General features: G+C 67.9%; 22 protein-coding genes. 18 read left to right on the top strand and 4 right to left on the bottom strand.

Annotated elements, in window-relative coordinates; all coding sequences use genetic code 11:
- Nucleotides 1-88 precede the first annotated feature (88 nt).
- Nucleotides 89-871 (bottom strand): CHAD domain-containing protein, encoded by a 783-nt coding sequence (locus AC1DJN_RS02725; RefSeq protein WP_478038789.1) that lies wholly within the window; start codon nucleotides 869-871, stop codon nucleotides 89-91.
- 158 nt (nucleotides 872-1,029) lie between these two features.
- Between AC1DJN_RS02725 and AC1DJN_RS02720 the strand changes: the two genes are divergently transcribed.
- From AC1DJN_RS02720 to AC1DJN_RS02675, 10 genes are all read left to right on the top strand, one after another.
- Nucleotides 1,030-3,825: a PAS domain-containing hybrid sensor histidine kinase/response regulator gene (locus AC1DJN_RS02720; protein WP_478038787.1), complete on the top strand. Its 2,796-nt coding sequence runs from the start codon at nucleotides 1,030-1,032 to the stop codon at nucleotides 3,823-3,825.
- 144 nt (nucleotides 3,826-3,969) lie between these two features.
- Nucleotides 3,970-4,614, top strand: coding sequence for an aldehyde dehydrogenase iron-sulfur subunit PaoA (paoA, locus tag AC1DJN_RS02715; RefSeq protein WP_442251068.1), 645 nt, complete (start codon nucleotides 3,970-3,972; stop codon nucleotides 4,612-4,614).
- Nucleotides 4,611-5,567: an FAD binding domain-containing protein gene (locus tag AC1DJN_RS02710; RefSeq protein WP_478038785.1), complete on the top strand. Its 957-nt coding sequence runs from the start codon at nucleotides 4,611-4,613 to the stop codon at nucleotides 5,565-5,567. Before paoA ends, AC1DJN_RS02710 begins: the two co-directional genes overlap by 4 nt.
- Complete coding sequence (gene paoC, locus AC1DJN_RS02705; RefSeq protein ID WP_478038782.1) at nucleotides 5,564-7,765, top strand: aldehyde oxidoreductase molybdenum-binding subunit PaoC; 2,202 nt, start codon at nucleotides 5,564-5,566, stop codon at nucleotides 7,763-7,765. Before AC1DJN_RS02710 ends, paoC begins: the two co-directional genes overlap by 4 nt.
- Nucleotides 7,762-8,754 (top strand): XdhC family protein, encoded by a 993-nt coding sequence (locus AC1DJN_RS02700; protein ID WP_442251065.1) that lies wholly within the window; start codon nucleotides 7,762-7,764, stop codon nucleotides 8,752-8,754. Before paoC ends, AC1DJN_RS02700 begins: the two co-directional genes overlap by 4 nt.
- Nucleotides 8,751-9,347, top strand: a complete 597-nt coding sequence (locus AC1DJN_RS02695) for a nucleotidyltransferase family protein (RefSeq protein ID WP_442251064.1) — start codon at nucleotides 8,751-8,753, stop codon at nucleotides 9,345-9,347. Before AC1DJN_RS02700 ends, AC1DJN_RS02695 begins: the two co-directional genes overlap by 4 nt.
- Nucleotides 9,348-9,464: 117 nt before the next feature.
- A complete protein-coding gene (locus AC1DJN_RS02690) occupies nucleotides 9,465-10,415 on the top strand; it encodes a cation diffusion facilitator family transporter (RefSeq protein ID WP_025874453.1) in 951 nt (316 codons plus the stop codon).
- A gap of 70 nt (nucleotides 10,416-10,485) precedes the next feature.
- On the top strand, nucleotides 10,486-11,121 hold the full coding sequence (locus AC1DJN_RS02685; RefSeq protein WP_033831185.1) for a DNA-3-methyladenine glycosylase: 636 nt from the start codon (nucleotides 10,486-10,488) through the stop codon (nucleotides 11,119-11,121).
- Entirely contained in the window at nucleotides 11,118-11,312 is a 195-nt protein-coding gene (locus AC1DJN_RS02680; RefSeq protein ID WP_025874451.1) for a hypothetical protein, read from the top strand. Before AC1DJN_RS02685 ends, AC1DJN_RS02680 begins: the two co-directional genes overlap by 4 nt.
- A 70-nt stretch (nucleotides 11,313-11,382) precedes the next feature.
- On the top strand, nucleotides 11,383-13,101 hold the full coding sequence (locus AC1DJN_RS02675; RefSeq protein WP_478038780.1) for a sensor domain-containing diguanylate cyclase: 1,719 nt from the start codon (nucleotides 11,383-11,385) through the stop codon (nucleotides 13,099-13,101).
- Here AC1DJN_RS02675 and xth read toward each other — a convergent pair.
- Together xth and AC1DJN_RS02665 are read right to left on the bottom strand one after the other, a co-directional pair.
- Complete coding sequence (gene xth / locus AC1DJN_RS02670) at nucleotides 13,098-13,889, bottom strand: exodeoxyribonuclease III (protein WP_478038777.1); 792 nt, start codon at nucleotides 13,887-13,889, stop codon at nucleotides 13,098-13,100. The genes AC1DJN_RS02675 and xth overlap by 4 nt on opposite strands.
- 78 nt (nucleotides 13,890-13,967) lie before the next feature.
- Complete coding sequence (locus AC1DJN_RS02665) at nucleotides 13,968-15,080, bottom strand: DNA glycosylase AlkZ-like family protein (RefSeq protein ID WP_282279813.1); 1,113 nt, start codon at nucleotides 15,078-15,080, stop codon at nucleotides 13,968-13,970.
- A gap of 117 nt (nucleotides 15,081-15,197) precedes the next feature.
- Here AC1DJN_RS02665 and AC1DJN_RS02660 point away from each other — a divergent pair, with 117 nt between their 5' ends.
- From AC1DJN_RS02660 to AC1DJN_RS02640, 5 genes are all read left to right on the top strand, one after another.
- Nucleotides 15,198-16,778, top strand: a complete 1,581-nt coding sequence (locus tag AC1DJN_RS02660) for an AAA family ATPase (protein WP_478038775.1) — start codon at nucleotides 15,198-15,200, stop codon at nucleotides 16,776-16,778.
- Nucleotides 16,779-16,780: 2 nt separating this feature from the next.
- Complete coding sequence (locus AC1DJN_RS02655; RefSeq protein WP_282279811.1) at nucleotides 16,781-17,758, top strand: hypothetical protein; 978 nt, start codon at nucleotides 16,781-16,783, stop codon at nucleotides 17,756-17,758.
- Nucleotides 17,755-19,554 (top strand): hypothetical protein, encoded by a 1,800-nt coding sequence (locus AC1DJN_RS02650; RefSeq protein WP_478038773.1) that lies wholly within the window; start codon nucleotides 17,755-17,757, stop codon nucleotides 19,552-19,554. Before AC1DJN_RS02655 ends, AC1DJN_RS02650 begins: the two co-directional genes overlap by 4 nt.
- 78 nt (nucleotides 19,555-19,632) lie before the next feature.
- Entirely contained in the window at nucleotides 19,633-20,214 is a 582-nt protein-coding gene (locus AC1DJN_RS02645; RefSeq protein WP_442251060.1) for a hypothetical protein, read from the top strand.
- Nucleotides 20,211-21,566, top strand: coding sequence for an AMP-binding protein (locus AC1DJN_RS02640; RefSeq protein WP_478013500.1), 1,356 nt, complete (start codon nucleotides 20,211-20,213; stop codon nucleotides 21,564-21,566). Before AC1DJN_RS02645 ends, AC1DJN_RS02640 begins: the two co-directional genes overlap by 4 nt.
- 10 nt (nucleotides 21,567-21,576) lie before the next feature.
- On the opposite strand, the gene AC1DJN_RS02635 is transcribed toward AC1DJN_RS02640, so the two are convergent.
- Nucleotides 21,577-22,248, bottom strand: coding sequence for a TraX family protein (locus AC1DJN_RS02635; RefSeq protein WP_478038771.1), 672 nt, complete (start codon nucleotides 22,246-22,248; stop codon nucleotides 21,577-21,579).
- A gap of 147 nt (nucleotides 22,249-22,395) precedes the next feature.
- On the opposite strand from AC1DJN_RS02635, the gene pip reads away from it, so the two are divergent.
- The 3 genes from pip to mgtA form a co-directional block, all read left to right on the top strand.
- The gene (gene pip, locus AC1DJN_RS02630) at nucleotides 22,396-23,343 is read left to right on the top strand and encodes a prolyl aminopeptidase (protein ID WP_032974631.1); all 948 of its coding nucleotides are present in this window, start codon (nucleotides 22,396-22,398) and stop codon (nucleotides 23,341-23,343) included.
- A 265-nt stretch (nucleotides 23,344-23,608) separates the two neighbouring features.
- The gene (locus tag AC1DJN_RS02625; RefSeq protein WP_025874438.1) at nucleotides 23,609-23,908 is read left to right on the top strand and encodes a hypothetical protein; all 300 of its coding nucleotides are present in this window, start codon (nucleotides 23,609-23,611) and stop codon (nucleotides 23,906-23,908) included.
- Between the two features lie 60 nt (nucleotides 23,909-23,968).
- A partial coding sequence (mgtA, locus tag AC1DJN_RS02620; RefSeq protein WP_478038768.1) for a magnesium-translocating P-type ATPase occupies nucleotides 23,969-26,249 on the top strand: 2,281 nt, incomplete at its 3' end.

Raw genomic sequence — 26,249 nt, 5'->3', positions numbered from 1 at the left:
CTCCGCCAGCGCTTCGGGGGCTGGGGCCATCCCAGCCTTCGAAGCAAGCCGGAACGTCAGGTGGCCGTACGTCCCGATGCCCCTCGATTCAGTCCGGCGCCACCTCTCCGTTGATCTGCTGCATCACTGAGCGCTTGCCGTCACTGGCAGGCATCGCCCGCACCAGGTTGCGCAGCAGCCGCAGGTCCTGCTGCCGGCCAAGCTCGTCGCTGAGCCGATGCAGCGCCTTGTAACGATGCCCCGAGGCGTGCAGCGGCCTGCTGTGCGGCACGTGCAGCTGCAGGTCGCAGGCGATATCCAGCTGCATGCGCAGCCTGCGCACGCGTCGTCGCCAGCGGTGGTCCGCCGCGGCACCGCCGTCGCGTTTCGCCCGTGCGGCAGCCTTGTCCACGCGGCGCCGGCTACGCTCAAGATTCTGGCGCAGCGGGCCACGCCGCAGCTGATGCCAGGGTTGGACCGCCAACTGCTGCTGCACCGCTGCCAGGACACGCAGGCGGCGTGCAAACCCCGGGTCACGCTGCAGGGTCGCCTGCAGCAGGCCCTCACGACGCAGGACCAGCATCCGGATGACGCCTTTCCATCGCGGATCGGCAACCCGCTCCTGCAGTTGCCGGGCGACCTCGACCACCACATGCGCATCACGGAGGCGGGACAGGCCATCACCCAGGCGCTTCAATCTCAGGTCGGCAGCCTCGACGTCCAGCGCTGCGTGCTCCAGCAGCGCCAACAGGGACCGCAATCGGCGGATGGCCTTGCGCGCGGAAWGGATGGCCGGGTGCGGGTCGGATGCCGACGACAACGCCGCAGCGATCGCGGCACACTCATGCAGCGCTCTCTGGCGAAAGGCCTCGCCGGCTTCTGCTGCGGACATCGATGTTCCCTGCCGGGATGGGAGCCGCAGTGTAGCCTGCTCCCCGTCGGGCACCGGCACCACGCAGCCGTGACGCGGCGCTGCCTAGACTTGCGCCCCTTCGCCCGTGCTGATCCCGCCACGCTGGCGCAGCACCCCTCCTCCCGCTCGAGATCAACGTGACGTCCCTGCCCTCATTTGCCACCCGCGACAGCCGGGCCACCGACAGCGTCAACATGGCACTGGCCGCCGGGGCCATCGTCGGCACCTGGTTCTGGGACGTCCAGGCCGACCAGCTCACGGTCGATGAAGCCCTGGCCCGCGCCTTCGGCCTGGACCCGGCAATGGCGCAGCGGAAACTGCACCTGCAGGACGTACTGGGCGCCGTGCATCCCGATGACCTGCCCGCACTGTCGGCGGCGATTGAGCAGACCGTGCAGACGGGCGGGCGCTTTGCCCACCAGTACCGCGCGCGCGCCACCGATGGCAGCTATCACTGGCTGGAAAGCATCGGCAGGGTCGATATGGACGCCCAGGGCCGCGCGCTGGGTTTCCCGGGCGTGCTGATCGACATCGATGAGCGCCTGCGCGTCGAGGCCGAGCGCGACCAGGCGCAGGCGCTGCTGCGCTCGTTCGTGGAGGCTGCACCGGGCGTGATGTATGCCAAGGATCGGCAAGGCCGGCTGCTGATCGGCAACCACGGCACCACCGAGCTGATCGGCCTGCCGCCGGGAGAATATATCGGGCGCACCGATGCCGAGCTGTTGGGCGACCCCGCCCAGGCGGCGTCGGTGATGGCGACCGACGAGCGCATCATGTCCAGCGGCAACAGCGAGCAGCTGGAGGAGGAAGTGAGCTTCCCCGATGGTCGCCGGGCCTGGTGGCTGTCGACCAAATCGCCGCTGCGCGACGCCGATGGCGCCGTGATCGGCCTGGTCGGTACGTCGCTGGACATCACCGACCGCAAGGCGGCCGAAGCCGAGCGTCGTGATATCGAAGAACGCTACCGGCTGGCCGCACAGGCCACCAACGATGCCATCTGGGATTGGCGCATCGCCGATGGCCAGGTGATCTGGAACGAAGCGCTGGCCAGCCTGTTCGGCCACACGGAGAAGAACACGACCGCGCAATGGTGGCTGCAGCACATCCACCCCGATGACCGCGCGCGCATCGATCACGGCATCCACGCCGTGATCGACGGGAACGGCAGCGGCTGGACGGACGAGTACCGTTTCCAGCGCGCGGATGGCAGTTATGCGTCGGTGCTGGATCGCGGAACGGTCCTGCGCGACGCCGATGGCACCCCGCTGCGGATGATCGGGGCCATGCTGGATCTCTCCGGGCGGAAGGCCGCCGAAGCGGCGCTGGCCGACAGCGAAGAGCGCCTGCGGCTGGCCACCGAAGCAGGCGAGCAAGGGTTCTGGGACGTGGACATGGTGCAGGACGTGCTGATCTGGCCGGCGCGCACCAAGGCCATGTTCGGCATCTCCGCCGGTGCGCTGGTGACCATGGACGACTTCCGTGCCGGGCTGCACCCGGACGACCGCGCGGCAACCCTGGCCGCGTTCGCCGCCGCCTGCGATCCCGAGCGGCGCGAGACCTATGACGTGGAGTACCGCACCGTCGGCAAGGAGGATGGCATCGTCCGCTGGGTCGCCGCCAAGGGCCGCGGCATCTTCGAGTTCGGCAGGTGCGTGCGCGTGCTGGGCGTGGCCATCGACATCACCGCGCGGAAGGCCGCCGACGCGCGCCTGCAGGAGCTGAACGGGCAGCTGGAGGCACGTGTTCGGGCCGAAGTCGCCGAGCGCCTGCGGGTGGAAGAGGCGCTTCGGCAGAGCCGCAAGATGGAGGCGGTGGGCCAGCTGACCGGAGGTATCGCCCACGACTTCAACAACATGCTGGCGACGGTGATCGGGCCGCTCGACCTGCTGGCGCTGCGCCTCGGCGACAGCGACGCGCGCGCCARCCGGTACATTGAAATGGCCCTTGATGGCGCGCAGCGCGCCGCCCAGCTGACCCAGCGCCTGCTTGCGTTCTCGCGCCAGCAACCGCTGCAGCCGGTGGCGATGGATGCCAACCGCCTGGTGGCCGGCATGACCGACCTGCTGGTGCATTCCCTTGGCAGCAGCATCATCCTTGAAACCGCACTCGGCGCGGGCCTGTGGTGGACCCATGCCGACGCCAACCAGCTGGAGAACGTGGTCCTGAACCTGGCGGTCAACGCGCGCGATGCGATGCCCTCCGGCGGCCGATTGAAGATCGAGACCCGCAACCAGCGCGTCGACCTCGACACCGCATCGGCGCATGCGGGCGTGCCTGCAGGGGACTACGTCGTGATCGCGGTGACCGACGACGGCAACGGGATGACGCCGGAGGTGATGGCGCGCGCGTTCGATCCGTTCTTCACCACCAAGCAGGTCGGCCAGGGCACCGGGCTCGGGCTGTCGCAGGTGTATGGCTTCGTCCARCAATCGGCCGGGCATGTGAAACTCGATTCCGCGCCCGGCAAAGGGACGCGGGTACAGGTCTACCTGCCGCGGCTGCTGGCCGACGTCGACATGCCCGCTGCCGCATCGGATGACGATGCGCCGGCCCTGCACGGCGGGCGCGAGCACATTCTCGTCGTGGACGATGATGCGGCCGTCCGCGCGTTCTCGGTCGATGCCCTCACTGAACTCGGCTATCGGGTACTGGCCGCAGATGGCGCCGCCAGCGCCTTGGCGCTGCTGCAGGCCCATCCAGAGGTCGCGCTGTTGTTTACCGACGTGGTGATGCCCGAGGTCAATGGACGGCAGCTGGCCGAGCAGGCACGTGCGCGCCATCCGCAGCTGAAGGTGCTGTTCGCCACCGGCAACAGCCGCAACGCGCTGGTCGACAACAACGTGCTGGATGCGCAGGTTCACTTGATCGGCAAACCGTTCACCATCGGCGAACTGGCCTCGCGGGTAAGGATCGCGCTGGCCGGCGATGGCTGAAGGCCGCCACGCAGGTTGCGCCGCAGCCGGCAGCGGATGAATGCGCGACCGGGTCATGCTTCACCGCATGCCTACCGCGGCACCGCCATGCTGTCCCGGCATTGAATCCGCCAGCCAGCCTGCCGCAGCCAGCGAGGAGCCACGATGAGCCCACCGTCACACCTTCCCCTTTCGCGCCGGGAACTGCTGAAGTTGAGCGCGGGATCGGCCACCACCATGGCCCTGCCTGCGGTGGTCGCTGCGGCGGAGTCGGACCGGACCGGTGCACGGGCACCGGAACTGATGCAGGTGGACTTCGAGGTCAACGGAACAGCGCGATCGCTGCGGCTGGACACCCGCGTCACCCTGCTCGACGCCCTGCGTGAGCACCTGCACCTGACCGGCAGCAAGAAGGGCTGCGACCACGGCCAGTGCGGTGCCTGCACCGTGCTGGTGGACGGCCGGCGCATCAATGCCTGCCTGACGCTGGCGGTGATGCACCAGGGCGCGAAGATCACCACCATCGAAGGCCTCGGCACGCCAGACCGGCTGCACGCGATGCAGGCGGCCTTCGTCAAGCATGACGGTTTCCAGTGCGGCTACTGCACCCCGGGGCAGATCTGCTCGGCCGTCGCCGTGCTGCAGGAAATCAAGGCCGGCATACCGAGCCACGTCAGCGCCGCGTTGGACGCGCCCAGTGCCTTCACTGCCGAAGAACTGCGCGAGCGTATGAGCGGCAACATCTGCCGGTGCGGTGCCTATTCCAACATCATCGAGGCCATCCAGGACGTCGGGGAGGCCAGCGCATGAGAGCTTTCAGCTACGAGCGCGCCCGGTCTCCCGCCGAGGCGGCAGCGGCAGCGGCGCGTACCCAGGGCGCTCGGTTCATTGCCGGCGGCACCAACCTGCTGGACCTGATGAAGCTGGAGATCGAGACGCCCGCCCACCTGATCGACGTAAACGGGCTGGATCTGGACACCATCGAGCCCACCAGCGAGGGAGGCCTGCGCGTCGGCGCGCTGGTACGCAATACCGATCTGGCGGCCGACCGGCGCATCCGGCGCGACTATGCGGTGCTGACCCGCGCACTGGTGTCCGGCGCATCGGGTCAACTGCGCAACAAGGCCACCACCGCCGGCAACCTGCTGCAACGCACACGCTGCCCCTATTTCTACGACACCGCACAGCCCTGCAACAAGCGGCTGCCCGGCAGTGGCTGCGGCGCGCGCGAAGGTTTCAGCCGGCAATTGGCCGTGATCGGTGCCAGCGAGCACTGCRTCGCCACCCACCCCAGCGACATGGCGGTGGCGATGATGGCGCTGGATGCATCGGTGGAGACCGTCCGCGCCGACGGATCGCGCCGGAACATCGCGCTGGACGCCCTGTATCGCGCTCCTGGCCGTACGCCGCATATCGACACCATGCTGGACAAGGGCGAGCTGATCGCCGCCGTGATCCTGCCGCCGCCCCCGGGGGGCGTGCACGTGTACCGCAAGGTACGCGACCGCGCATCGTATGCGTTCGCCCTGGTGTCGGTGGCGGCGATCCTGCGGCCCGATAGCAGCGGCCGGATCGCCCTTGGCGGTGTCGCGCACAAGCCGTGGCACAGCGCTGCGGCCGATGCGGCCCTGCCGCAGGGCGCCGCCGCCGTGATGTCGGTGCTGCTGCAGGGTGCTGCGCCCACCGCACAGAACGCCTTCAAACTGGCGCTGGCCGAACGCACATTGGCTTCCATCCTGCAGGACGTGAGGGCCGAGGCATGAAATTCGACACCCCCGCAGGCCGCAATCCGATCGATGCGCAGACCGTTGTCGGCAAGCCGCACGATCGCATCGACGGCCCGTTGAAGGTCACCGGCAAGGCCACCTACGCACACGAATGGCATGACGCCACGCCTTCCGCCCCCGCCTATGGCGTGGTGGTCGGCGCGGGGATTGCCACCGGCACCGTGACCCGCATGGAGCTGGAGGCGGCACGGCGCTCGCCCGGCGTTCTGGCCATCGTCACTGCCGACACCGCCGGGCCGCTGCATCCGGTCAAGCGCAACGCGGCGCCGCTGCTGGGTGGTCCGAAGGTGCACCACTATCACCAGGCGCTGGCGGTGGTGGTGGCCGAAACGTTCGAACAGGCCCGGGCTGCGGCCGGACAGATCCGCATCCGCTATGCCCCGCAGCGTGGCCACTTCGATCTTGCGGACGCCAAGCAGGCAGGCGCTTCCCTGCAGACACCGGAGCCCGATGCGCGCGTCGGCGATTTCGAGAAGGCCTTCAGCCAGGCGGCGGTTACGCTCGATGCGATCTACCACACCCCGGACCAGTCGCACGCAATGATGGAGCCGCACGCGACGATGGCCGCCTGGGAAGGCGACCAGCTGACGGTGTGGACCTCCAACCAGATGATCGACTGGGGCCGCACCGATCTGGCCCGCACCCTGGGCATCGCCAAGGACAAGGTGCGGCTGGTGTCGCCCTACATCGGCGGCGGCTTTGGCGGAAAGCTGTTCCTGCGCTCCGATGCGCTGCTGGCCGCGCTCGCCGCACGCGCTGCCAAGCGGCCGGTGAAAGTGGCCCTGCAGCGGCCGCTGATCGCCAACAACACCACGCACCGCCCGGCCACGCTGCAGCGCATCCGGCTGGGCGCAACGCCGGAAGGAAGCCTGACCGCCATCGGTCACGAATCATGGTCGGGCAACCTGCCAGGGGGCTCGCCGGAGGAAGCGGTGCAGCAGACGCGCTTGCTGTATGCGGGGCCCAACCGCTTGGCCGCACTGCGCCTGGCCACCCTCGACCTGCCCGAAGGCAATGCCATGCGAGCGCCGGGCGAAACGCCGGGACTGATGGCGCTGGAAATCGCCATGGACGAAATGGCGATCAAGCTCGGCCTGGATCCGATCGAATTCCGTATCCGCAACGACACCCAGGTCGACCCGTCCAATCCCGAGCGCCCCTTTTCACAGCGGCAGCTGGTGCAGTGCCTGCGCACGGGCGCCGAACGATTCGGCTGGCAGCGGCGCAGCGCCACCCCGGGCGCCGTGCGCGATGGACGCTGGCTGGTCGGCATGGGCGTGGCAGCAGGCTTCCGCAACAACCTGGTGATGAAATCCGGCGCACGCGTGCGCCTGGCCGCTGATGGCCAGGTCACCGTGGAAACCGACATGACCGACATCGGCACCGGCAGCTACACCATCATCGGCCAGACGGCCGCGGAAATGCTCGGCGTTCCGTTGCAGCAGGTCACGGTCAAGCTGGGCGATTCCCGTTATCCCGTGGCTGCCGGGTCCGGTGGCCAGTGGGGCGCCAACAGCTCCACCGCAGGCGTCTACGCCGCATGCATGGCACTGCGTACGAAGGTCGCGCAGGCGCTGGGAATGGACCCGGCGGCAGCGCAGTTCGAAGCCGGCAAGGTGACCGCAGGGGGCCGTAGCCGCGCCCTTGCCGATGCCGCTCAGGCCGGCGAGCTGGTGGCCGAAGACAGCATCGAGTTCGACACGCTGCAGGAGAAGTACCAGCAGTCGACCTTCGCCGCGCATTTCGTCGAGGTGGGCGTGGATGTGGCCTCGGGCGAAAGCCGGATCCGCCGCATGCTGGCCGTGTGCGCAGCCGGCCGCATCCTCAACCCGAAGACCGCGCGCAGCCAGGTGATCGGCGCGATGACAATGGGCATCGGCGCAGCGCTGTCAGAGGAGCTGGTGGTGGATCGGCGGCTGGGGTTCTTCGTCAATCACGACCTGGCCGGCTACGAAGTACCCRTACATGCCGACGTGCCGCACCAGGAGGTGGTGTTCCTCGATGAAAGCGATGCGGTGTCGTCGCCGATGAAGGCCAAGGGCGTTGGCGAGCTGGGCCTGTGCGGCGTAAGCGCGGCAGTGGCCAACGCGGTGTACAACGCGACCGGAATCCGCGTGCGCGACTATCCACTGACCCTGGACAAGCTGCTCGCTGGCCTGCCGGACATCGCATGACCAGTGCGCTCCACCCTGCCCCGTTGGATCTGGACGGTGGCAACCCGCGCCCGGTGCTGCAGGCTGCCGCCGACGCGGCGCGAGCCCGTCGTCCGGCTGCGTTGGCAGTGGTGCTGCAGACGGAAGGGTCCAGCTACAGCCGCGCGGGCACCTGTGCGCTGTTCGAACCGGGTCGACAGGTGGGCTGGCTGAGTGGCGGCTGCCTGGAACCGGAGCTGGCGCGACAGGCCGCCAACGCGGTGGATGCCGGGCGCATCGCATGGATGGAGATCGACAACCGCGACGACGCTGCGCTGTTCTCCGGCAATGCCACCGGATGCCGGGGTCGCCAGTGGCTGGCACTGCTTCCATTGCCGCAGCTCGGCGGCATCGAACAGCTTCTCGATGCCTGGCTGCAAGGGCCGCATACGCTGCACCTGGCACTGCAGGCTGATGGACGGCTGGACGCCCGCTGCGCCGGCTTCACCTTCACCCGCACGGTGCCCCCGGCCGCCCCGCAGTCGCCGGACGGCAGCCACCGCTGGCGGCTGCAGTGGCACCGGTCGCCTATCGTGCACGTGCACGGAGCAGGCCCGGAGGCCGCGCTTCTGCTACCCCTGCTGGACCATCTGGGCTGGTGCGCGCATGTTGAGGAACCGCGACCCCGCTGGCGCGAGCACCTGCCCCTTGCCGCTGGTTCGTATTGTTCTTCCGCTGCCGCCGGCGCGGCCGATGCCGCACTCGTGATGCATCACAATTTCGAGCTCGACCGTGACGCGCTCGAACGGCTGGCAGGCTCGCGCGTGCCCTTCATCGGGCTGTTGGGGCCACGCCGTCGCAAGGACGACCTTTTCAGCGTGCTGGATACCCATACGCGCCGTGCGCTGGAACCGCGCCTGCGCTCACCGATCGGCCTGCCACTGGGCGGACGTGGTCCCGAAGCGATTGCCTTGAGCATTGCCGCGCAGCTGCAGGCATGGCGGCACGGAACGCCCCTGGCCACGCCATGACCGGGCATGCGGCCGTGGTGCTCGCAGCCGGGTGCAGCCAGCGCCTGGGGCAGCCCAAGCAGCTGCTGCGTGCGGGCGGAGAGACGCTGTTGCGACGCAGCGTGCGGCTGGCGCTGGAAACCTTGCCGGACACGCTGGTGGTGGTACTGCCCCAGCACCCACGCTTCGAAGAAGAACTCCACGGCCTGCCGGCACAGCGGCTGCACAATCCCAACCCTGGGCTCGGCATCGGCGGCAGCCTGGCGCTGGCCGCCACCCACGTGCACAGCGCCGCCAGGGTGCTGGTGATGATCTGCGATCAACCGACGCTGCGCGTGGAGCACCTGCGCGCGCTGCTGGGCGCGGCAGCCGCTGCACCGTCCGGCTGCGCGGCCACGGTACTGGGCGACACCATCGGCGTGCCGGCGGTGGTGCCGGGCAGCTGGTTTGCCGGAACAGGACTGCAACCTGCAGACGGGGGATTTGGCCGGCGGCTGCGGCAGACCGAGGGCATTGCGCGCTGCTCCGGCGCCGGGCTGGAATGCGATATCGATACGCCCGAGGACCTGCGCCGCGCGCGCGCGCTCGGCTGGCTGGATCCTGCGTCCGCCTGAGGGCGGCGGCGACAGTTGAACTGGCCAGACCGCGCTGCACGGGCGCTCGGCATACACGCTGCGCGGACGCTCCGCCGCGCAGGATGGTGCGCCCGCTACCTGCCAGCATTCCCGCACATGGCCGCACCCTCAGGCTCCCGCCTTGTCATCTACGCCGCGCTGGCCGGCAACCTCGCGATCGCCGTTGCCAAGTTCATCGCCGCCGGCCTGTCCGGCAGCTCCGCGATGCTCAGCGAAGGCGTGCATTCGCTGGTCGATACCCTCAACGAGGTGCTGCTGCTGTACGGTCTGCGCCGTGCCGAAAAGGCCCCCGACACCCTGCACCCGTTCGGCTACGGTCGCGAGCTGTACTTCTGGAGCTTCATCGTCGCCTTGCTGGTCTTTGCCGCCGGCGCCGGTGTGTCGGCCTATGAGGGCATCCAGCACATCCGCCAGCCGGAACCGGCCACCAACCACGCCATCAGCTACAGCGTGCTGGGTATTTCCATCCTGTTCGAAGGCGCCTCCTGGTGGGTTGCACTGCGCGAGTTCCGGCGCAGCAAGGGCACGCTGGGCTATTTCGAGGCGTTCCGCCGCAGCAAGGACCCCTCCACCTTCACCGTGTTGCTGGAGGACAGTGCCGCCCTGCTCGGCCTCGGCTTTGCCCTGGTCGGGTTGCTGGCCGCGCAGCTGCTGGAAATGCCGGTACTGGATGGGGTCGCCTCGTTGTGCATTGCCGGCGTGCTGGCGCTGACCGCATTCCTGCTGGCGCGGGAAACCAAGGGCCTGCTGGTGGGCGAGCCTGCGCACCCGGCCGTTGCCCAGCGCATCATGGCGGTGGCCGTGACCGATCCGGACCTGCGCCGTGCCAATGGCGTGACCACCATGCAGATGGGCCCGGAGCAGGTGGTGGCCATGCTCAGTGCCGAATTCGAGGACGACCGCACCACCCCGCAGATCGAAGCATGCATCACCCGCATCGAGGGTGCGGTGAAGCAGGAGTTCCCGGAACTGGTGGCGCTGTTCGTGAAACCGCAGACGCCGGAAGTCTTCGCCAGGCGGCGCGCGGCGCTGGCTGACCCGGAGTGAATCGATGGCGGCGGCTTCACCCGCTGCACGCCACACTGGAGCAGGATTGGGAAGCGAGCACTGCCGCAACATGATGGATTGGCTGCCGGATACCTGGATACCGATACCCCGCACCTTCTACCGGCGCCCGTCGACGGTGGTTGCACCGGACCTGCTCAACAAGCTGCTGGTGCGCAGCGACGGCCGTGCAGCGCGTATCGTCGAAGTCGAAGCCTACGCCGGCAGTGAGGATCCGGCTGCCCATTCGTATCGTGGCAGGACCGCACGCAACGCCAGCATGTTTGGCGAGGCCGGGCACCTGTATGTGTATTTCACCTACGGCATGCACTGGGGCAGCAATGTGGTCTGCGGCGAGGTCGGCGAGGGTGTTGCGGTACTGCTGCGCGCGGCAGAGCCGGTGGCCGGACAGGAACGGATGTACCCACTGCGGCCAGCTGCCCGCCACGATCACGACCTCGCCAGCGGTCCCGGCAAACTGTCGCAGGCGTTCGGCCTGGACCGGCGCGTTGATGGCGCCGATCTGGTCACCGCCAGCCACGGCATCACCCTCGTGGATGACGGCACGCGGCCCCCCGACGATCCGGTGGTAGGCCCACGCATCGGCATCACCCGGGCAGTGGATTTTCCTTGGCGCTGGCATGTTCGCGATCATCGTCACGTTTCAGTGCGCCCTGCCCGCGCCTCAACGCGAAGGAGCCCCCGATGACACCTCTCGACAAACCGCTGCGCCGTGAACTGACCATCGCCGGCCAGGCCTATACGCTGACCCTGGACCCGAGCGGACTGAAGCTGGTCGAGAAGGGACGGCGGAAGGGCCTGGAACTGCGCTGGGAAGACCTCGTCTCCGGTGACGCCGCGTTGGCCAGCGCCCTGCAGGCGTCCCTGCAACAGCCATGAGCAGGCGCATCACGACGGCATCACTGCCGTACGCAGGGCGCTAACAGACCGGGTACTAGCGTGGACAGCCATGGATGAGGCCACCCGACTTCGCGAAATCGAACGGCTGGGCGTGCTCGATACGCCGCCCGAGCCGGTGTTCGATGCCATCGTCGCCGCCGCGCGCRCCGCCACCGGCATGCCCATCGGCCTGGTCTCCATCGTTGCCGAACAACGGCAATGGTTCAAATCCAGCATCGGCCTGGGCGATGTCAGCGAAACGCCGCGCTCCATCTCGTTCTGTACCTACGCCATCGAACAGGACGCGCTGCTGGAGATTCCGGATGCGCGGCAGGATCCGCGCTTCGCCCACAACCCGTTGGTCACCGCCGGGCCCAGGGTGCGCCACTATGCCGGCATCCCTCTGGCCACTGCCCATGGCGCGCGCATCGGCACGCTGTGCCTGCTCGACACCCTGCCTGGCGTGCTGTCGCCGTCGCAGCGTGAGCTGATGGTCCATCTTGGCCGGGTTACCACCCAGGTGCTGGAGCAGCGCAGTGCGCTGTTGCGGCAGATCGACCAGGCACAGGCGCTGCATCGCGATCTCAAGCGCAGCGAGGACTTCCTGGAACGTACCAACACCGCCGCCAAGGTCGGCGGCTGGGAGCTGGAGCTGGCCACCCGCGAAGTGCGCTGGACACGCGAGACCAAGCAGATCCACGGCGTGCGTTCCAGCTACCAGCCAACATTCGAATCGGCCCTGTCGTTCTATCGTCCGGACAGCCGCAGCATCATCCAGGCGGCAGTGCAGCGCTGCACCGAACAGGGCACGCCCTGGGAAGTGCAGCTGCCGATGACCACCGCCGATGGCCGCAGCATCTGGACCCGCGTGGTGGGCACGCGGCAACAGGTGGAGGGCCTGCCACGGCTGGTCGGTGCCATCCAGGACATCACCGAAGAACGCGCGGTGGTGGACGCGCTGGAAGCCAGCGAGGTGCGTTATCGCCGCCTCTTCCACTACAGCCTGGGCCTGATCTGCACGCACACGCTGGACGGCACCGTGACATCGGTGAATCCGGCAGCCGTGCAGTCGCTGGGCTACCCGGAAAGCGAGATGGTTGGCCGCAGCCTGTGCGACCTGATGCCGCCGGAAAAGCGCGAGGCGTTCAAGGCCTACCTGCGGCGCATCGAAGCCAACCATACCGACGCAGGCGTGATCGAGCTGCTCGCCGCCGATGGCACCCGCCGCTACTGGGCCTACAACAACGTACTGGACACCGAGACCCATCCCCCGTTCGTGCTCGGCCACGCCCAGGACGTGACCGCGCTGCGCCTGCAGGAAGAGCGCTTGCGCGAACTGTCGCTGAAGGATCCGCTGACCCAGTGCCACAACCGCCGGTACCTGCATCGGCTCGACGACGTCGCCTCACGGTCGTGGGCCTGCCTGGTGTTCGACCTGGATCACTTCAAACAGGTCAACGACACCCTGGGGCACCGTCGTGGCGACACGGTGCTGGTCGAGTTCGCCGACTTCCTGCGCGCGCCGCTGCGGGCCAATGAGGCGGCAGTGCGGTTGGGCGGCGACGAGTTCCTGGTGGCGCTGATCGAACCGGCGGCCGGGCGGCTGGCTGCGCTGGAAGCCTGGTATGCGGGCAACGCCGCGCGTGCTCCCACCGCGTTCTCGATGGGCGCCGCCGTCAACGTCCCCGGCGAACCCGTGGCCGACACCATCCACAAGGCCGACAGCCGGCTGTATCGCACGCGGGCCAGGGTACGTCGCGAGATGCGTCCGCCGGGCAGCGCCGACTAGCGGGTAACGGTGACCCACGCAGGCGCATGATCGCTGGCCTTTTCCTGCAGCCGCACCCAACGATCGACACCCGCATCCTCAAGCCCTTTGGCCAGTACCGGGTTCAGCAGCAGATGATCGATGCGCAGGCCGCGATCGCGTCCGGCGTGCTGACGGAAATAGTCCCAGAAGGTGTAGATGCGCTGGTCGCCATGCACCGTGCGCAGGGCGTCGGTCCACCCCTGCGCCAGCAGCTGCTGGAAGGCATCGCGGACCTCCGGCTGCATGAGCGCATCACGCCGCCACGAGGCCGGGTCGTACACATCCTCGTCGTCTGGAATGACATTGAAATCCCCCAGCAGCAGTSCCGGGTGCGGAAGATCGACCAGGGTGCGCGCATGGCGGATCAACCGCTGCATCCATCGCAGCTTGTAGTCGAACTTCGGCCCCGGCTGCGGATTACCGTTGGGCAGGTACAGTGCCGCAACCACAACGCCATGCACGGCAGCTTCCAGGTACCGGCTCTGCGTATCGGCCGGTTCGCCGGGCAGGCGGCGCCGGCTTTCGATAGGCATGGCATCGCGGGCCAGTATCGCCACCCCGTTCCAGCGCGCCTCACCCAGCCACAGTGCGCCATACCCTGCCCGCTCCAGCGCGTCGACCGGAAAAGCGGCATCGACCGCCTTCAGCTCCTGCAGTGCCACCACGTCGGGCGCTTCACGCTGCAACCAGGACAGCAGATGCGGCAAGCGCGTGCCGATGCCATTGACGTTGAACGTGGCAATGCGCAATGTCTTGCGGCGAGCCATTGCGGAAGTACCCGAGCGGCGGGCCTGCAGTATTGGCGAGGCGGCATGCAGGCAGCGTGGAGGACGCCGCACGCAGGATCACGGCGTTGCCGCGCCCGACCCTGGCAGGAAGTTCGCCATCCGCTCCAGCTCGTCCTCCAGCGCATTGCTGAATGCCACGTCCCTTGGTGCGCTGCCATCGACGTAACCGAAGCTGGGCTGCAGCTGCCCATCCTTCACCGCGACATTGGCCCAGCCGATCACCTGGTCGCGCCACAACAGCGGCAGCGCGTAGTAGCCGAAGCGACGCTTGGCCGCCGGGGTGTAGGCCTCGAACCGGTACACCCAGCCCCAGAACAGTTCGAACCGTCGCCGATCCCAGGCCACCGGATCGAACGGCGCGAGCAGCCGCACCTGTTCATCGGTCTGGTAGCGCCGCGAACGCGGGTTCTCGTCGGCCGGCCAGTACCAGGTGGTTCCATCGATGCTGCAGCCCGCCAGCTGCTCGCGCGCCAACCGCAGTGCCTGCTGGATCTCCTCCGCCAGATGCGGTGCGCCATAGCCCAGAAGCCGCGCCAGATAGGTGAGGCTCGCCGAAGGCAGCGGCGCATACTTGCGCACCACCAGATCGATCAGTGCCGTGGCGCGCTGCAGGCGTGCGGCCTTGCCGCCATCGGCCGGGGCATGTGCCGCAACGGCATAGATGCGGGTACCGCTGTCACGACGATGGATGCGCAGCATGCCGCGATAGTGCATGCCGTCCAGCAGGTGGGTGCTGGCGTTGCTGGTGCCGCCCCAGTAGTTGGTCACCCGGCCATGCGCGAACGCCTGGTCGACTTCGCGCGGATGCACCGCCCCCCGCTCCTGGACGAACGCCAGCACGTCGGCTGCCTTGCGCCGCGTGCTCGCGTCCCATGGCCTGCGGGACACCCGGGGATGCATCAGGGACAGGTGTTCACGCGGCAGGAAGCCGTAGTTGACGAGGAAGTCTTCCTCGATCGGCAGGCGGCTGTAGCGGCGCTCCAGATCGCCGGCCTGGTAGCCCTTCACCCGGTGCCGCAGGGTCAGGTCCTGGGCGCGTGCGGGCGCACGGATGGGGTCGGCCTGCACGAAGCCCAGCCGACGGATCGCTGTCAGCAACGTGGTAGGCGTGAACAGCGTGCGGGCTACGGCGTAGCGGCGCAGATCATCGAGGGTCGGCGAGGTCGGCATGGGCCGATTGTAGGACTGCCGGCCGCCCCGCTGCAGGACGTCATCCGCGCAAGGCGCGCCGGATCCGCTGGCCCGCCGCTTACAATCTCCCCAGCAGGCCACAGCCAAGGGAATCGCGTGCCACCGTTCAACCTGTTCCAGCGCCTGTCGCAGGCGCCGACCAACCCGCGCACCGACACTGCACCGCGCACATTCGATGTGGCCGAGCTGTACGAAGGGCCGGTGCGCCTGCAGGATGATGCAGCCGCCGCGCCGCTGCGGCTGGACGAGAAACTGCGCCAGGCCTACTTCTGGATCGTCAACAACGCGATCATCAGCCCGCACTACGACATCGAGTACCACGAAGGCCCCTCCGCCTCGTTCGCGGTGGGTGACACACGGCGGCCGCTGACCCTGCCATCGGCGCAGAGCTATTCCAGTTACGTGCTGCTGCCGCTGCTGACCTTCGCCACCCGCCGCAAGTGCCTGTTCGTGGGTGGGCCAGGGCGCGGCAAGACCGCCAGCGCGATCCTGATGGGCGTCCTGGCCGGCTATCCGGTCCGCGAGGTGCGCCGGGCGATGCAGCACGGGCACCCGCAGATGACCATCGCCGATCTGCTCGGCAACCCCCTGCCCGCCGACCTGGTGGCCGCGCAGGACATGGCGGACATACGCATTGCCTGGCGGTCGTGGCTGGGCATGCGGGTGAAGATCATCGACGAATACAACCGCATTCCCACCCGCACGCAGAGCGCGCTGCTGACGGTGATGGGCGACAACTACGCCGAGATCCTCAACCACGTCTACGAATGCCCGGAATCGGCGTGGTACCTGACCGCCAACGATGATCGCGGCGGCGGTACCTACCAGGTGATCGAAGCCCTGCGCGACCGCATCGACGTGGTGGTGCAGGCACTGGCATTCAACCCGCGGTTCCTGGAAGAGATGCTGCTGCGCATCGAGCAGGACATCCGCCCGGAAGAGGTCGTGCCGCGTGACATCATCTTCAGCGAGGCCGAGGGCGACCAGCTGCTGCAGGAGATCCGCGCGGTCGACGTACCGCAGGACGTGCGCCGCCGCATCGAATTCTTCAGCAGCCAGTTCGAGCTGATGGAAACCGCCGGCGCCCAGTTCGAGTACCTGACCAAGGACACCGTGCGCCTGGCCGGCACCGAATGGGCGCAGGCAACCGCTGCCGACAGCGGCCGCGATCGCATGAAGGACCTGGGTTGCCAGACCCGCAACGGCCTGTCGGTGCGCAACCTGATGACCCTGCTGATGTTCGCCAAGGCCATGGCGTACTTCCGCGGCAGCCCTGCCGTTGCCCTGGAGGATGTGCGCCAGGTACTGCCCTTCGTGCTGAACGACAAGCTGCAAYCGGATCTTGATGCTCCCTTCTTCGCCCTGCCGGAGAATGCGCCCTATCGCAGCGATCGGCTCAGCTGGCTGCGCTGGCTGCTCGATGCCTCCAATGCCGAATATGACCGGCTGGATCTGGATCGCGACGATCCGGTGGGCGAGCTGTCGGCACAGTTCCAGCGGGGCCTGGATGGGATGACCGAGACGGAAACGCGCAAGCGCCTGACCCGCATCGAGCGTCTGGTGGAGGAACGGGTGAAGGGACGCAAGCTGTACGGCCATCTGTACGACGACCTGCTGAAGCTGAAGTACCTGCACCAGCGCYACACCAACTACCTGCATTGGCTGCGGGCACGCTGATCGTGGTTTCCGCCGTTCTCGCCGAGCTGCTGGCCGCGCGCCGTTCCGTGCTGAACCAGGCCGTGGCCGATGCCCGCCACCGCTGGCCCGGCCTGGACATGGCCGCCTTCAGCGCGTTCGTCACCCAGACCATCGACCCCCTCTGCCAGGCCATCCAGCGCCACCACCCGTCGGCAACGCAGAGCACGTGCGAGGCCGCCTTCGAGATCGGTCTGGAGCTGGTGGCGCAGGGCCATGCCGGCCCGAAGGCGCGTCTCCCGTGGGTCGAGCAGGCCTGGCGCTCGCTGGCCCCGGCCCTCGCCCCGTTGCTGGCCGACGCTCCGCGCGAGACCCTCGGCACCATCAGCAATGCGGTGGTGCGGCTGGGCGCCAGTCCGGACATTCGCGTCGCGCAATGGATCGATGCGATGGCCGCGCATGCAGGCGGGTGCACATCCTTGCCGGTACTGCGCGACATCGGAGCGCTCTGTGCCTGGCAGGCGGGGATGGTGCAGCTGCGCCGCCCTGCCCTTGCCCGTATCGATGCCCTGCCCGCGAATACGGTGGCCGCCGTGCTGGGCATCGATGCGGGTGATCTGGCCTCGGTCCGGGTCCAGCTTGAGCAGGACCGCTGGTGGAATCCGCGGCAGGGCAGCGTTGACCTGCGCGGGCATCGTGTCGGCAGCTTCAGCGGCCTGGACGGCGCGTTTCCGGCACCGCCACAGGTTCGTGCAGCGACCGAGGGCTTCGTGGTCGAAAGTGCAGGCGGGTACTTCCTGCTGCTCGCCGATGCCTTCGGTGCTGTCCTGCTGCCTGCCAGCGCCGCCGAGTACGCAGCGGGCAGCAGCAGTGGGCCGGCGCCGGATGTGACCGCCCGGTTGGGCGTGCAGTGGATGGCGCCGGCGTTGTCCAAGGACGACCTGTGTGCGGTCTCCGGCGCGTCGGGCATCGCCCTGTTCTCGCCGTGGTCGCACCATGTGCATGTGTTGCCACCCCAATGAGTGCCACGGTCGCTGATCCGCTGCAGCCCTGGCGCGAGGCCTGGCCACAGGCACTGGCCACATGGAGCCGTTTCACCCGGCTGCAGGACCCGAAGCTGTGCCATTCGCGCATGCAGGCGGCCGCCGAGGGCCTGACCGGCAGCTTCGCGGCCATCCGCCTCGCCGACCAGCGCATCGTCATCGACCTGGAAGAAGTACAGCGCCTGCAGCTGCAACCCTACGCGCTGGAGATCCTCGCCCACGAGATCGGTCACCACGTGCTGGCGCCTGCCACCGCCAGCGACCATGCACGGCTGCTGGCGCGCATCCGCCGTGCGCTGCCGACGCTGGAAGCGCATGCACCGATGGTCGCCAACCTCTACACCGACCTGCTCATCAACGATCGCCTGCAGCGCCAGAGCGGGCTGCGCATGGATGCGATCTATCGACGCCTGGCTGGACAACCGGCGCAGGCCAGCTCTCCGGTCTGGCAGCTGTACATGGGCATCTACGAGGAACTGTGGCAGCAGCCGCGCGGCACGCTGGGGGGCTCGGCCGACGACAGCGCATTGCAGGGCGATGCCTGGCTCGGTGCACGCGTCGTGCGCGTCTACGCCAGCGACTGGATGATCGGCGCTGGTCGCTTCGCCACGCTGCTGCTGCCCTGGCTGCTGGAATCACAGCAGGATGCGCGGGTGGATGCCTTGATGGATACCCGGCACGCCGGCCAAGGAAGCCAACCGGTCGGCCTTGGGCAACTGGAGGACGACGAGCTGGCGCCGGCGCCGCACCCCGCATCCGATCCACGCATCACCGGCGATGAGCGCGGCGGAGACGCACCGCAGAAGAGCGATCTGCCTGCGGATGCGCTCGCTGGGGACCCTGCGCACTCGCCAGGACAGATGCGCGAGCCGTTCGAGTACGGGCAGATCCTGCGCGCGGCCGGCCTGGACCTGGATGACCATCAGATCGCCGTGCGTTATTACCGCGAGCGCGCGCTGCCACACCTGATCCGCTACCCGTCGGGGCCGCAGCCGCAGGCCCTGGAGCCGCTGCCGGAGGGGCTGCAGCCCTGGGAAGCCGGCGATGCACTGGACGCAGTGGACTGGCTGCAATCGGTACTGCAGTCACCCCATGTGATTCCCGGGCTGACGAYGGTACAGCGTGTGCACGGGCTGGCACCCGGCCGTGAACCCGCTGCCGAACCGGTGGACCTGGATCTGTACGTGGACAGTTCCGGTTCGATGCCCAACCCGCAGGCATGGACCTCGTTCCTGACCCTGGCCGGCGCCATCATCGCGCTGTCGGCGCTGCGCGTGGGTGCACGCGTACAGGCCACGCTGTGGAGCGGCACCGGGCAGCACCTGCACACCGACGGCTTCGTGCGTTCGGAAGACGACATCCTCAAGGTGCTTACCGGCTATTTCGGTGGCGCCACCGCGTTTCCGATCCACCGGTTGCGTGACACCTATGCCGAGCGTCCGCCGCATGCACGGGCGGTGCATATCCTGCACATCTCCGACGACGGCATCACCACGATGTTCGACAAGGATGAGCGCGGCAACAGCGGCTGGGACGTGGCCGCCAGAGCGCTGCGTGTGGCCGGCGGTGGCGGCACCATGGCACTGAACCTGTTCAGCCCGCTGCCATCCCGCATCGCCGATGCCGGCAACGCGGGATGGACCGGCGATCTGCTGCGCGCACGCGACGCGGGATGGAACATCCATGTGGTGCGCGACATGGCCGACCTGCTGCAGTTCGCGCGCGCCTTCAGCCAGCAGCACTACGGCCCTGGCGACATGCGGGTGCAGCGATGATCGTGGACCGCGCTGCGCCCGCAGCACCTCTGACGATTGCCCTTCCACCCAGGTATTTGCCAAGTCTGGAACCTGACCATGCTCTCCGGCCCCTCCCTTGACGTTCTGCTGCGGCGCCTGCTGGACATGCCGCCCGATTTCCTCGAGCCACCGCGCCGCGCCGGCAGCGGTCGGCTGCACGTCGCGGCGGTGGTGGGCGATGTGTTTGCCGCACGCTCGCTGCACCTGCCCCCTGCACTGCGGGCAACGCTGTCGGGTGATCTGGCCGGCGTGGATGCAAACCAGCTCTCGCTTTCAGCGGTGACCGCATGGCTGATGGCAGATGCGTACTGGAATGCACTGGCTATCGCCCCGGAGGCGTGGATGCCCCTGTTCGCCGAAGCAGTGCCCGCGCTGGCGGCCAGTACCAGCGCAGACCGGTTCGTGTTCGATCCAGAGCGCCGCGAAGAACTGGTGCGTACCGTGGTGGCCCGGCTGGGCCTGCTGCCGCAGGGTGAAACAGCGGCCCAGGCGACCGATCGCCTGGCCCGGGTCAGCGTCGTGGAACGGCAGCGCCTGCTCGATGCCAGCCGCGCCGCTGAAGCGCGCGCGCGTGCCATCCGCGAGGCCTTGGCGCGCAAGGCGGCCGAAGAGTCTGCGGACAAGTGGACCCGCGAGTGAGCCGCGAGCCGACCGATGCCGATCGCTATCCCACGCTGAGCGCGGCGGGCCTGGCGATGCTGCAGCAGATGCGCGAGCACCCGGCGGCGCCGATCTTCCGCAATGCCAGCGGCAACCGCCTGCTTGCCGATGAGGTGACGGCATTGCGTGGCTACGAACGGGAGATCACCTGCGCGCGCTTCGAGTGGACGCCAGACCAACCGCCACCGTGGCTGCAGGCGCATGTGACCGAGGTGTTTGCGCAGGTGCCGTATTACCGCGCGCAGGCGATGCCAGCTTCCTTCACCGACATTGCACCGGTCCACCGTGGCGACCTCGCAGCGGACATCGCCCGTTTCGTGCCGGACCCGGTACCGCTGGAGCGGATGATCAATTTCCGCACCACCGGCACCACCGGCCATCCACTGGTACTGCCATCGCATCCGGTGGTGGCGGCACGCTATCTGGCCCATCACAAGCGCGCCTTGCAGCGCTTCGGCATCACCCTGACGCACGGCCGCGGCCAGATGGGGGTGATGTTGCTGGGCATGCAGCAGCGGTGCTTCACCTATGTTTCGGTGACACCGACGATGGACGAATCCGGCCTGGCCAAGATCAACCTGCATCCCGATGACTGGCGCCATCCTGAGGACCGCGCACGCTACATCGACCAGATGCAGCCGGAAGTGATCGCCGGCGATCCGATTTCCTTCGCAGCGCTGCTGGAATTGCCCGTGCGACACCGGCCGCAGGCGCTGCTGTCGGTATCGATGGCGCTGTCTCCGGGCCTGCGCCAGGCCCTGGCCGCGCGCTTTGGCTGCGCGGTGCTCGATCTGTATTCAATGAACGAAGCGGGCCCGCTGGCCGTGTATGACGATGCAGCCGGCGGCCACGTACTGCTGCAGCCGCGCATGTATGTGGAAATTCTCGGTGCTGACGGGGCGCCGTTGCCGCCCGGGGAGATCGGTGAGATCACGCTCAGCGGCGGATTCAACTTCTGCCTGCCGCTGCTGCGCTACCGCACCGGCGACCGCGGTGCGCTGGCCATGGCCGGCGATACGCCGATGATCGTCGGCCTGCAGGGGCGACGTCCGGTACGCTATCTGACCGCCGACCAGCAGTGGATCAACAACATCGACCTGACCCATGCGCTGGCGGCGCTGCCGTTGTCACGATACGTGGTGCATCAGCACAGCGATGGCCGCGTTGCATTGTCGTTGCCACCTGCAGAGCTGGGCTACTCCGCCGAGGCGATCCGCTGCTTGCGCGCGGTGTTGCGAGGACAGCCGGTGGATGTCATTGCGCTGCAGCGCGAAGACAAGGTTCTGCAGTACTCCAGCGACGTAGCCGGGAGCAGTTCGCCGCCGCGATGAGTGCCCTGCGTCAGCGCAGCCAGTGCGCATAGGCGGCCAGCACCGCCAGGTGCGCCACGTAGTAGACGTAGAACGCCCAGCGCCATCGTGGCAGCCGCCACTGCACGCGCGCGGCCGCCAGCGCCAGCGGGATGGCCAGCAATGCCCATCCATTGCCATTGACCCAGCACAGCCCACCGAATCCGAAGGCCAGCAGCCAGTAGGCCCGGTGGCGGAATGCGATCYAGCCCAGCATCACGAATGCCACGCCCACCCATTGGTAATCCACGAAGAACGGCAGCAGCCCACCCGCCACCAGCAGCAACAGCTGCCGGTTATTGGCCAGCGCGTGCACCGCTACAGCGGCCAGGCCGAAGGTCAACAGGATGTTCAGCGGCAACCAGTGGCCGAAGGCCAGCATATGCAGGGGTTGCGCAACCAGGCCCCATGCGGACAGGCGCCGTATCGACTTGCCCAGATCCGCCCCTGGCTGTGCCAGGTTGCAGGCCATCACCAGTGCGAACAGCGGGAAGGCGATGCGCCCCAGCTCGCTGACCACCGGTACATAGCCGCCGAAAACCACTTTGGCGACATGATCGCCGGTCATCGACAGCAGCGCGAGCCACTTCAGCAGCTCGCGGGCGCCGCTGCCGAGGGCGCTGCGCGCCGGGGAGTATCGTGCAGCGACGTCCTGCGCGCTCATGCCACCATCCTCTGCGTCCTGCAGGGTCGATATCGCCAGGAATCGGCGGCCTTACCCCTTGAACGCAAAGAATACTTGAACCTGGGGCGGATGACGCTGGTCGATGTGCCCCGCTATCCTTGTATTCCCTGCTTGTGAGGCACCGCCATGCGCACGCTGTACCCGCCGATTACCCCGTACCGCGAACACACGCTGCCCGTGGATGCACTGCACACCCTGCATGTCGAGGAGTGCGGCACGCCCGATGGCATTCCGGTGGTGTACCTGCATGGCGGTCCGGGCGCTGGCATCTCGCCCACCCATCGCCGCTTCTTCGACCCTAGGCGCTACCGCATCGTGCTGATCGATCAGCGCGGCAGCGGCCGCTCCACGCCCTTCGGCGAGCTTCGCGACAACACCACGCAGCATCTGGTGGCCGACATCGAGAAGGTCCGCCAACACCTGGGCATCGAGCGCTGGCTGGTCTACGGCGGCTCCTGGGGTTCGACCCTGTCGCTGGCCTATGCACAGGCGCATCCCGACCGCGCCACCGGGCTGATCGTGCGCGGCGTGTTCCTGGGGCGCGAGGAAGAGAACCGCTGGTTCGCCGAGCTCAACGGCGGTGCGCGCTGGATCTTCCCGGAGCGCTGGGATCGCTACCAGGCGCACATTCCGGAAAGCGAGCGCGGCAACATGCTCGACGCGTATTGGAAACGCCTGGACCACGCCGACGAAGCCATCCGCATCGCCGCGGCACAGGCGTGGCTGGGCTGGGAAGACAATGCCGCCACGCTGCTGCACGACGTCGACGCGGTGTCCGCTACCGATCCGCTCGATACGCTGGCCAAGGCACGCATCGAGGCCCACTACTTCCGCCACAACACTTTCCTCGAGCACGGCCAGCTGCTGCGCGACATTGATCGCATCCGCCATCTGCCGGGTGTCATCGTGCAGGGGCGCTACGACATCATCTGTCCGCCGCGCAGTGCCTGGGACCTGGCACAGGCGTGGCCGGAAGCCCGGCTGGAGATGGTCATCGCCGGCCACAGTGCCAACGAAGCGGCCACGACCGATGCCCTGGTGCGGGCCACCGACGCTTTCGCGGACCGCAGCTGAACAAAAGGGGCCAACGGCCCCTTTTTCTATACCAAGGTATAGCCGGGCTAACCCACGGACCTCTAGGCCTGCTGAATACGAGCGCGGACAATAGCGCCACTGGCCAGCGACTGGCCGCCCCACGCGGAGACGCAGATGGATCCCGACCCTGCCGGGCGCAACGCGCGCCCCTGCCTGCCTACTTGTTCACTGCTGGCGACTGACGGCCGGTTCCTGTCCGTGTAAGCGATGGGAGCCCCGGGCAGCGCCTGCCCGGAGGAATCCCATGTCCTACAAGATTCTCTACATCACCGTGCGCCGCCTGATCGGCGAGCGCGATGTTTCCGCCCTGCGCAGCCTGCTGCTGCAGCACGGCCCTGTCCTGTTCGCCCGTTCGCTGGCCCTCGGCTCGCCACGGGTGGTGGCCGACGCACTGTCGCTGCTGCCGATCAGCGAGCGCATCAACGTGCTGCGCCACCTGCCCTACCCGCTGCGCGATGCGATGAAGCCGCTGTGCATCGGCGGCAGCCAACGCTTGCGCATGCAGCCCTGGTCGCCGTCGGTGCTGGCCATGCGCCACGCCTGATACCCCCCCTTCCGCTCCACGCGCCGGCTGCGCCCGGCGCCGCTCCAAGAGGACCTTCCCATGAGCCTGCTCAACGCCTGGTTCAACGCCTTCCTGCGCAGCCGTCGCGCGGGCAACCTGTTCGGTCGTCGCGCGATGCCCGAAGCCGGGTACGGCCGTGGCAGCACGCAGGCCGCGCCCACCGCGCTCACTGCTGGACTGCTCGCGCTTGCACAGGGCAGCGAAGCCGATGCGCTGGCCACCCTGCAGTCACATGTCGATGGTCTCAGCCCGCACGAGGCCGAAGAGCGCCTGCTGCGCTTCGGCCCCAACGAGGTCGATCACGAGAAGCCACTGCCGTGGTGGCGCCATCTGTGGCAGTGCTATCGCAACCCGTTCAACCTGCTGCTGACGGTGCTGGCGGCCGTGTCCTGGCTGACCGAAGACGCCAAGGCGACGGTGGTGATCGGTGCGATGGTGGTGCTGTCCACCCTGATCCGCTTCGTGCAGGAGGGGCGTTCCAACCGCGCTGCCGAACGGCTGAAGGCGCTGGTAGGCAACACCGCCCGCGTGCTGCGCCGTGCTGCGGGCACCGAGGCGGCGGAGGTGGCCGACCAGTATTTCGGCGCGCAGCTGCACAGCCGTCGGCCGGCACGGCTGCTGGACCTGCCGATCCGCGCTCTGGTACCGGGTGACCATATCGTGCTGTCGGCAGGCGACATGATCCCGGCCGACTGCCGCGTGCTCGCCGCCAAGGATCTGTTTGTCGCACAGGCGGCGATGACCGGCGAATCGCTGCCGGTGGAGAAGTTCGTGCAGCCGGGCAACGCCGACGCCGGCCTGATGGAACAGGCCAACCTGTTGTTCATGGGTACCAATGTGGTGTCCGGCACGGCAACAGCACTGGTGCTGGCCACCGGCAACACCAGCTACTTCGGCACCCTCGCCCAGCGCAGCAGTGCCAGCGATCGCGCGCCGACAGCGTTCCAGGCCGGGGTCAACAGTGTCAGCTGGCTGCTGATCCGCTTTGCCCTGGTGATGGTGCCGTTCGTGCTGCTGGTCAATGGCTGGACCAAGGGCGACTGGACCGAAGCATTCCTGTTCGCGCTGTCGGTGGCGGTCGGCCTGACCCCGGAAATGCTGCCGATGATCGTCACCTCCACCCTGGCCAAGGGCGCGGTGCTGCTGTCGCGGCGCAAGGTGATCGTCAAGCGCCTGGACGCGATCCAGARCTTCGGTGCGATGGAAGTGCTGTGCACCGACAAGACCGGCACCCTCACCCAGGACAAGATCGCGCTGGAGCGGCACACCGATGTGTTCGGGCAGGATTCGGAGGAGGTGCTGACCTTCGCCTACCTCAACAGCCACTTCCAGACCGGCCTGATCAACCTGCTGGATCGTGCAGTGCTGGAGCATGTGGAGTTGCAGAGCTCGCTGCGCCTGTCGCAGGACTACCGCAAGGTCGATGAGATTCCGTTCGACTTCGAGCGCCGTCGCATGTCGGTGGTGGTCTCCGAGCGCGAGGACCATCACGAATTGATCTGCAAGGGTGCGGTGGAGGAGATGCTGGCGGTGTGCAGCACCGTGCGCGAGAACGGCCGGGACATGCCGCTGGACGCGCAGCGCCTGGCCCGGGTGCGGCAGACCACCGAGGAACTGAACGAACAGGGCCTGCGCGTGGTGGCGGTGGCGATGAAAGAAACCGCCGCCAGCCAGACGGTCTACTCGCAGGCCGACGAGCGGGATCTGACCCTGGTGGGTTATGTGGCCTTCCTCGATCCGCCGAAGGAATCCGCTGCTCACGCACTGCAGGCGCTGGCCGCGCATGGTGTGGAAGTGAAGGTGTTCACCGGCGACAACGAACTGGTCACCGCCCGGATCTGCGCCCAGGTCGGCCTGGACGTCGACACGATCGTGACCGGCCCGCAGATCGAGCGCATGGACGACGCTGCCGTGGCGCGTGCACTGCAGGAGCATCGCGTGTTCGCCCGCCTCACGCCCCTGCACAAGGAACGGCTGGTGCGCGAGCTGCGCGCGCAGGRCAAAGTGGTCGGCTTTCTCGGCGATGGCATCAACGATGCTCCCGCACTGCGCGCCGCCGATATTGGCATCAGCGTGGACAGTGCGGTCGACATCGCCAAGGAGGCCGCCGACATCATCCTGCTGGAAAAGAACCTGATGGTGCTGGAGGAAGGTGTCATCCAGGGGCGGCGCACCTTCAGCAACATGCTCAAGTACATCCGCATGACCGCCAGCTCSAAYTTCGGCAACGTGTTCTCGGTGCTGGTGGCCWSKGCGTTCMTSCCSTTCCTGCCGATGTTGCCGMTGCASCTGCTGGTGCAGAACCTGCTGTATGACATCT

Source organism: Stenotrophomonas sp. 05L414_2 (assembly GCF_056397905.1).
Note: the sequence above shows the minus strand (reverse complement) of the source record. Positions and strands in the feature narration are given on the sequence as shown.

Excerpts from the sequence above, each read along its gene's own strand:
- paoA (WP_442251068.1), top strand. The coding sequence starts at position 3,970 with ATGAGCCCACCGTCACACCTTCCCCTTTCGCGCCGGGAACTGCTGAAG.
- AC1DJN_RS02700 (WP_442251065.1), top strand. The coding sequence starts at position 7,762 with ATGACCAGTGCGCTCCACCCTGCCCCGTTGGATCTGGACGGTGGCAAC.
- AC1DJN_RS02695 (WP_442251064.1), top strand. The coding sequence starts at position 8,751 with ATGACCGGGCATGCGGCCGTGGTGCTCGCAGCCGGGTGCAGCCAGCGC.
- AC1DJN_RS02690 (WP_025874453.1), top strand. The coding sequence starts at position 9,465 with ATGGCCGCACCCTCAGGCTCCCGCCTTGTCATCTACGCCGCGCTGGCC.
- AC1DJN_RS02685 (WP_033831185.1), top strand. The coding sequence starts at position 10,486 with ATGATGGATTGGCTGCCGGATACCTGGATACCGATACCCCGCACCTTC.
- AC1DJN_RS02680 (WP_025874451.1), top strand. The coding sequence starts at position 11,118 with ATGACACCTCTCGACAAACCGCTGCGCCGTGAACTGACCATCGCCGGC.
- AC1DJN_RS02665 (WP_282279813.1), bottom strand. The coding sequence starts at position 15,080 with ATGCCGACCTCGCCGACCCTCGATGATCTGCGCCGCTACGCCGTAGCC.
- AC1DJN_RS02645 (WP_442251060.1), top strand. The coding sequence starts at position 19,633 with ATGCTCTCCGGCCCCTCCCTTGACGTTCTGCTGCGGCGCCTGCTGGAC.
- pip (WP_032974631.1), top strand. The coding sequence starts at position 22,396 with ATGCGCACGCTGTACCCGCCGATTACCCCGTACCGCGAACACACGCTG.
- AC1DJN_RS02625 (WP_025874438.1), top strand. The coding sequence starts at position 23,609 with ATGTCCTACAAGATTCTCTACATCACCGTGCGCCGCCTGATCGGCGAG.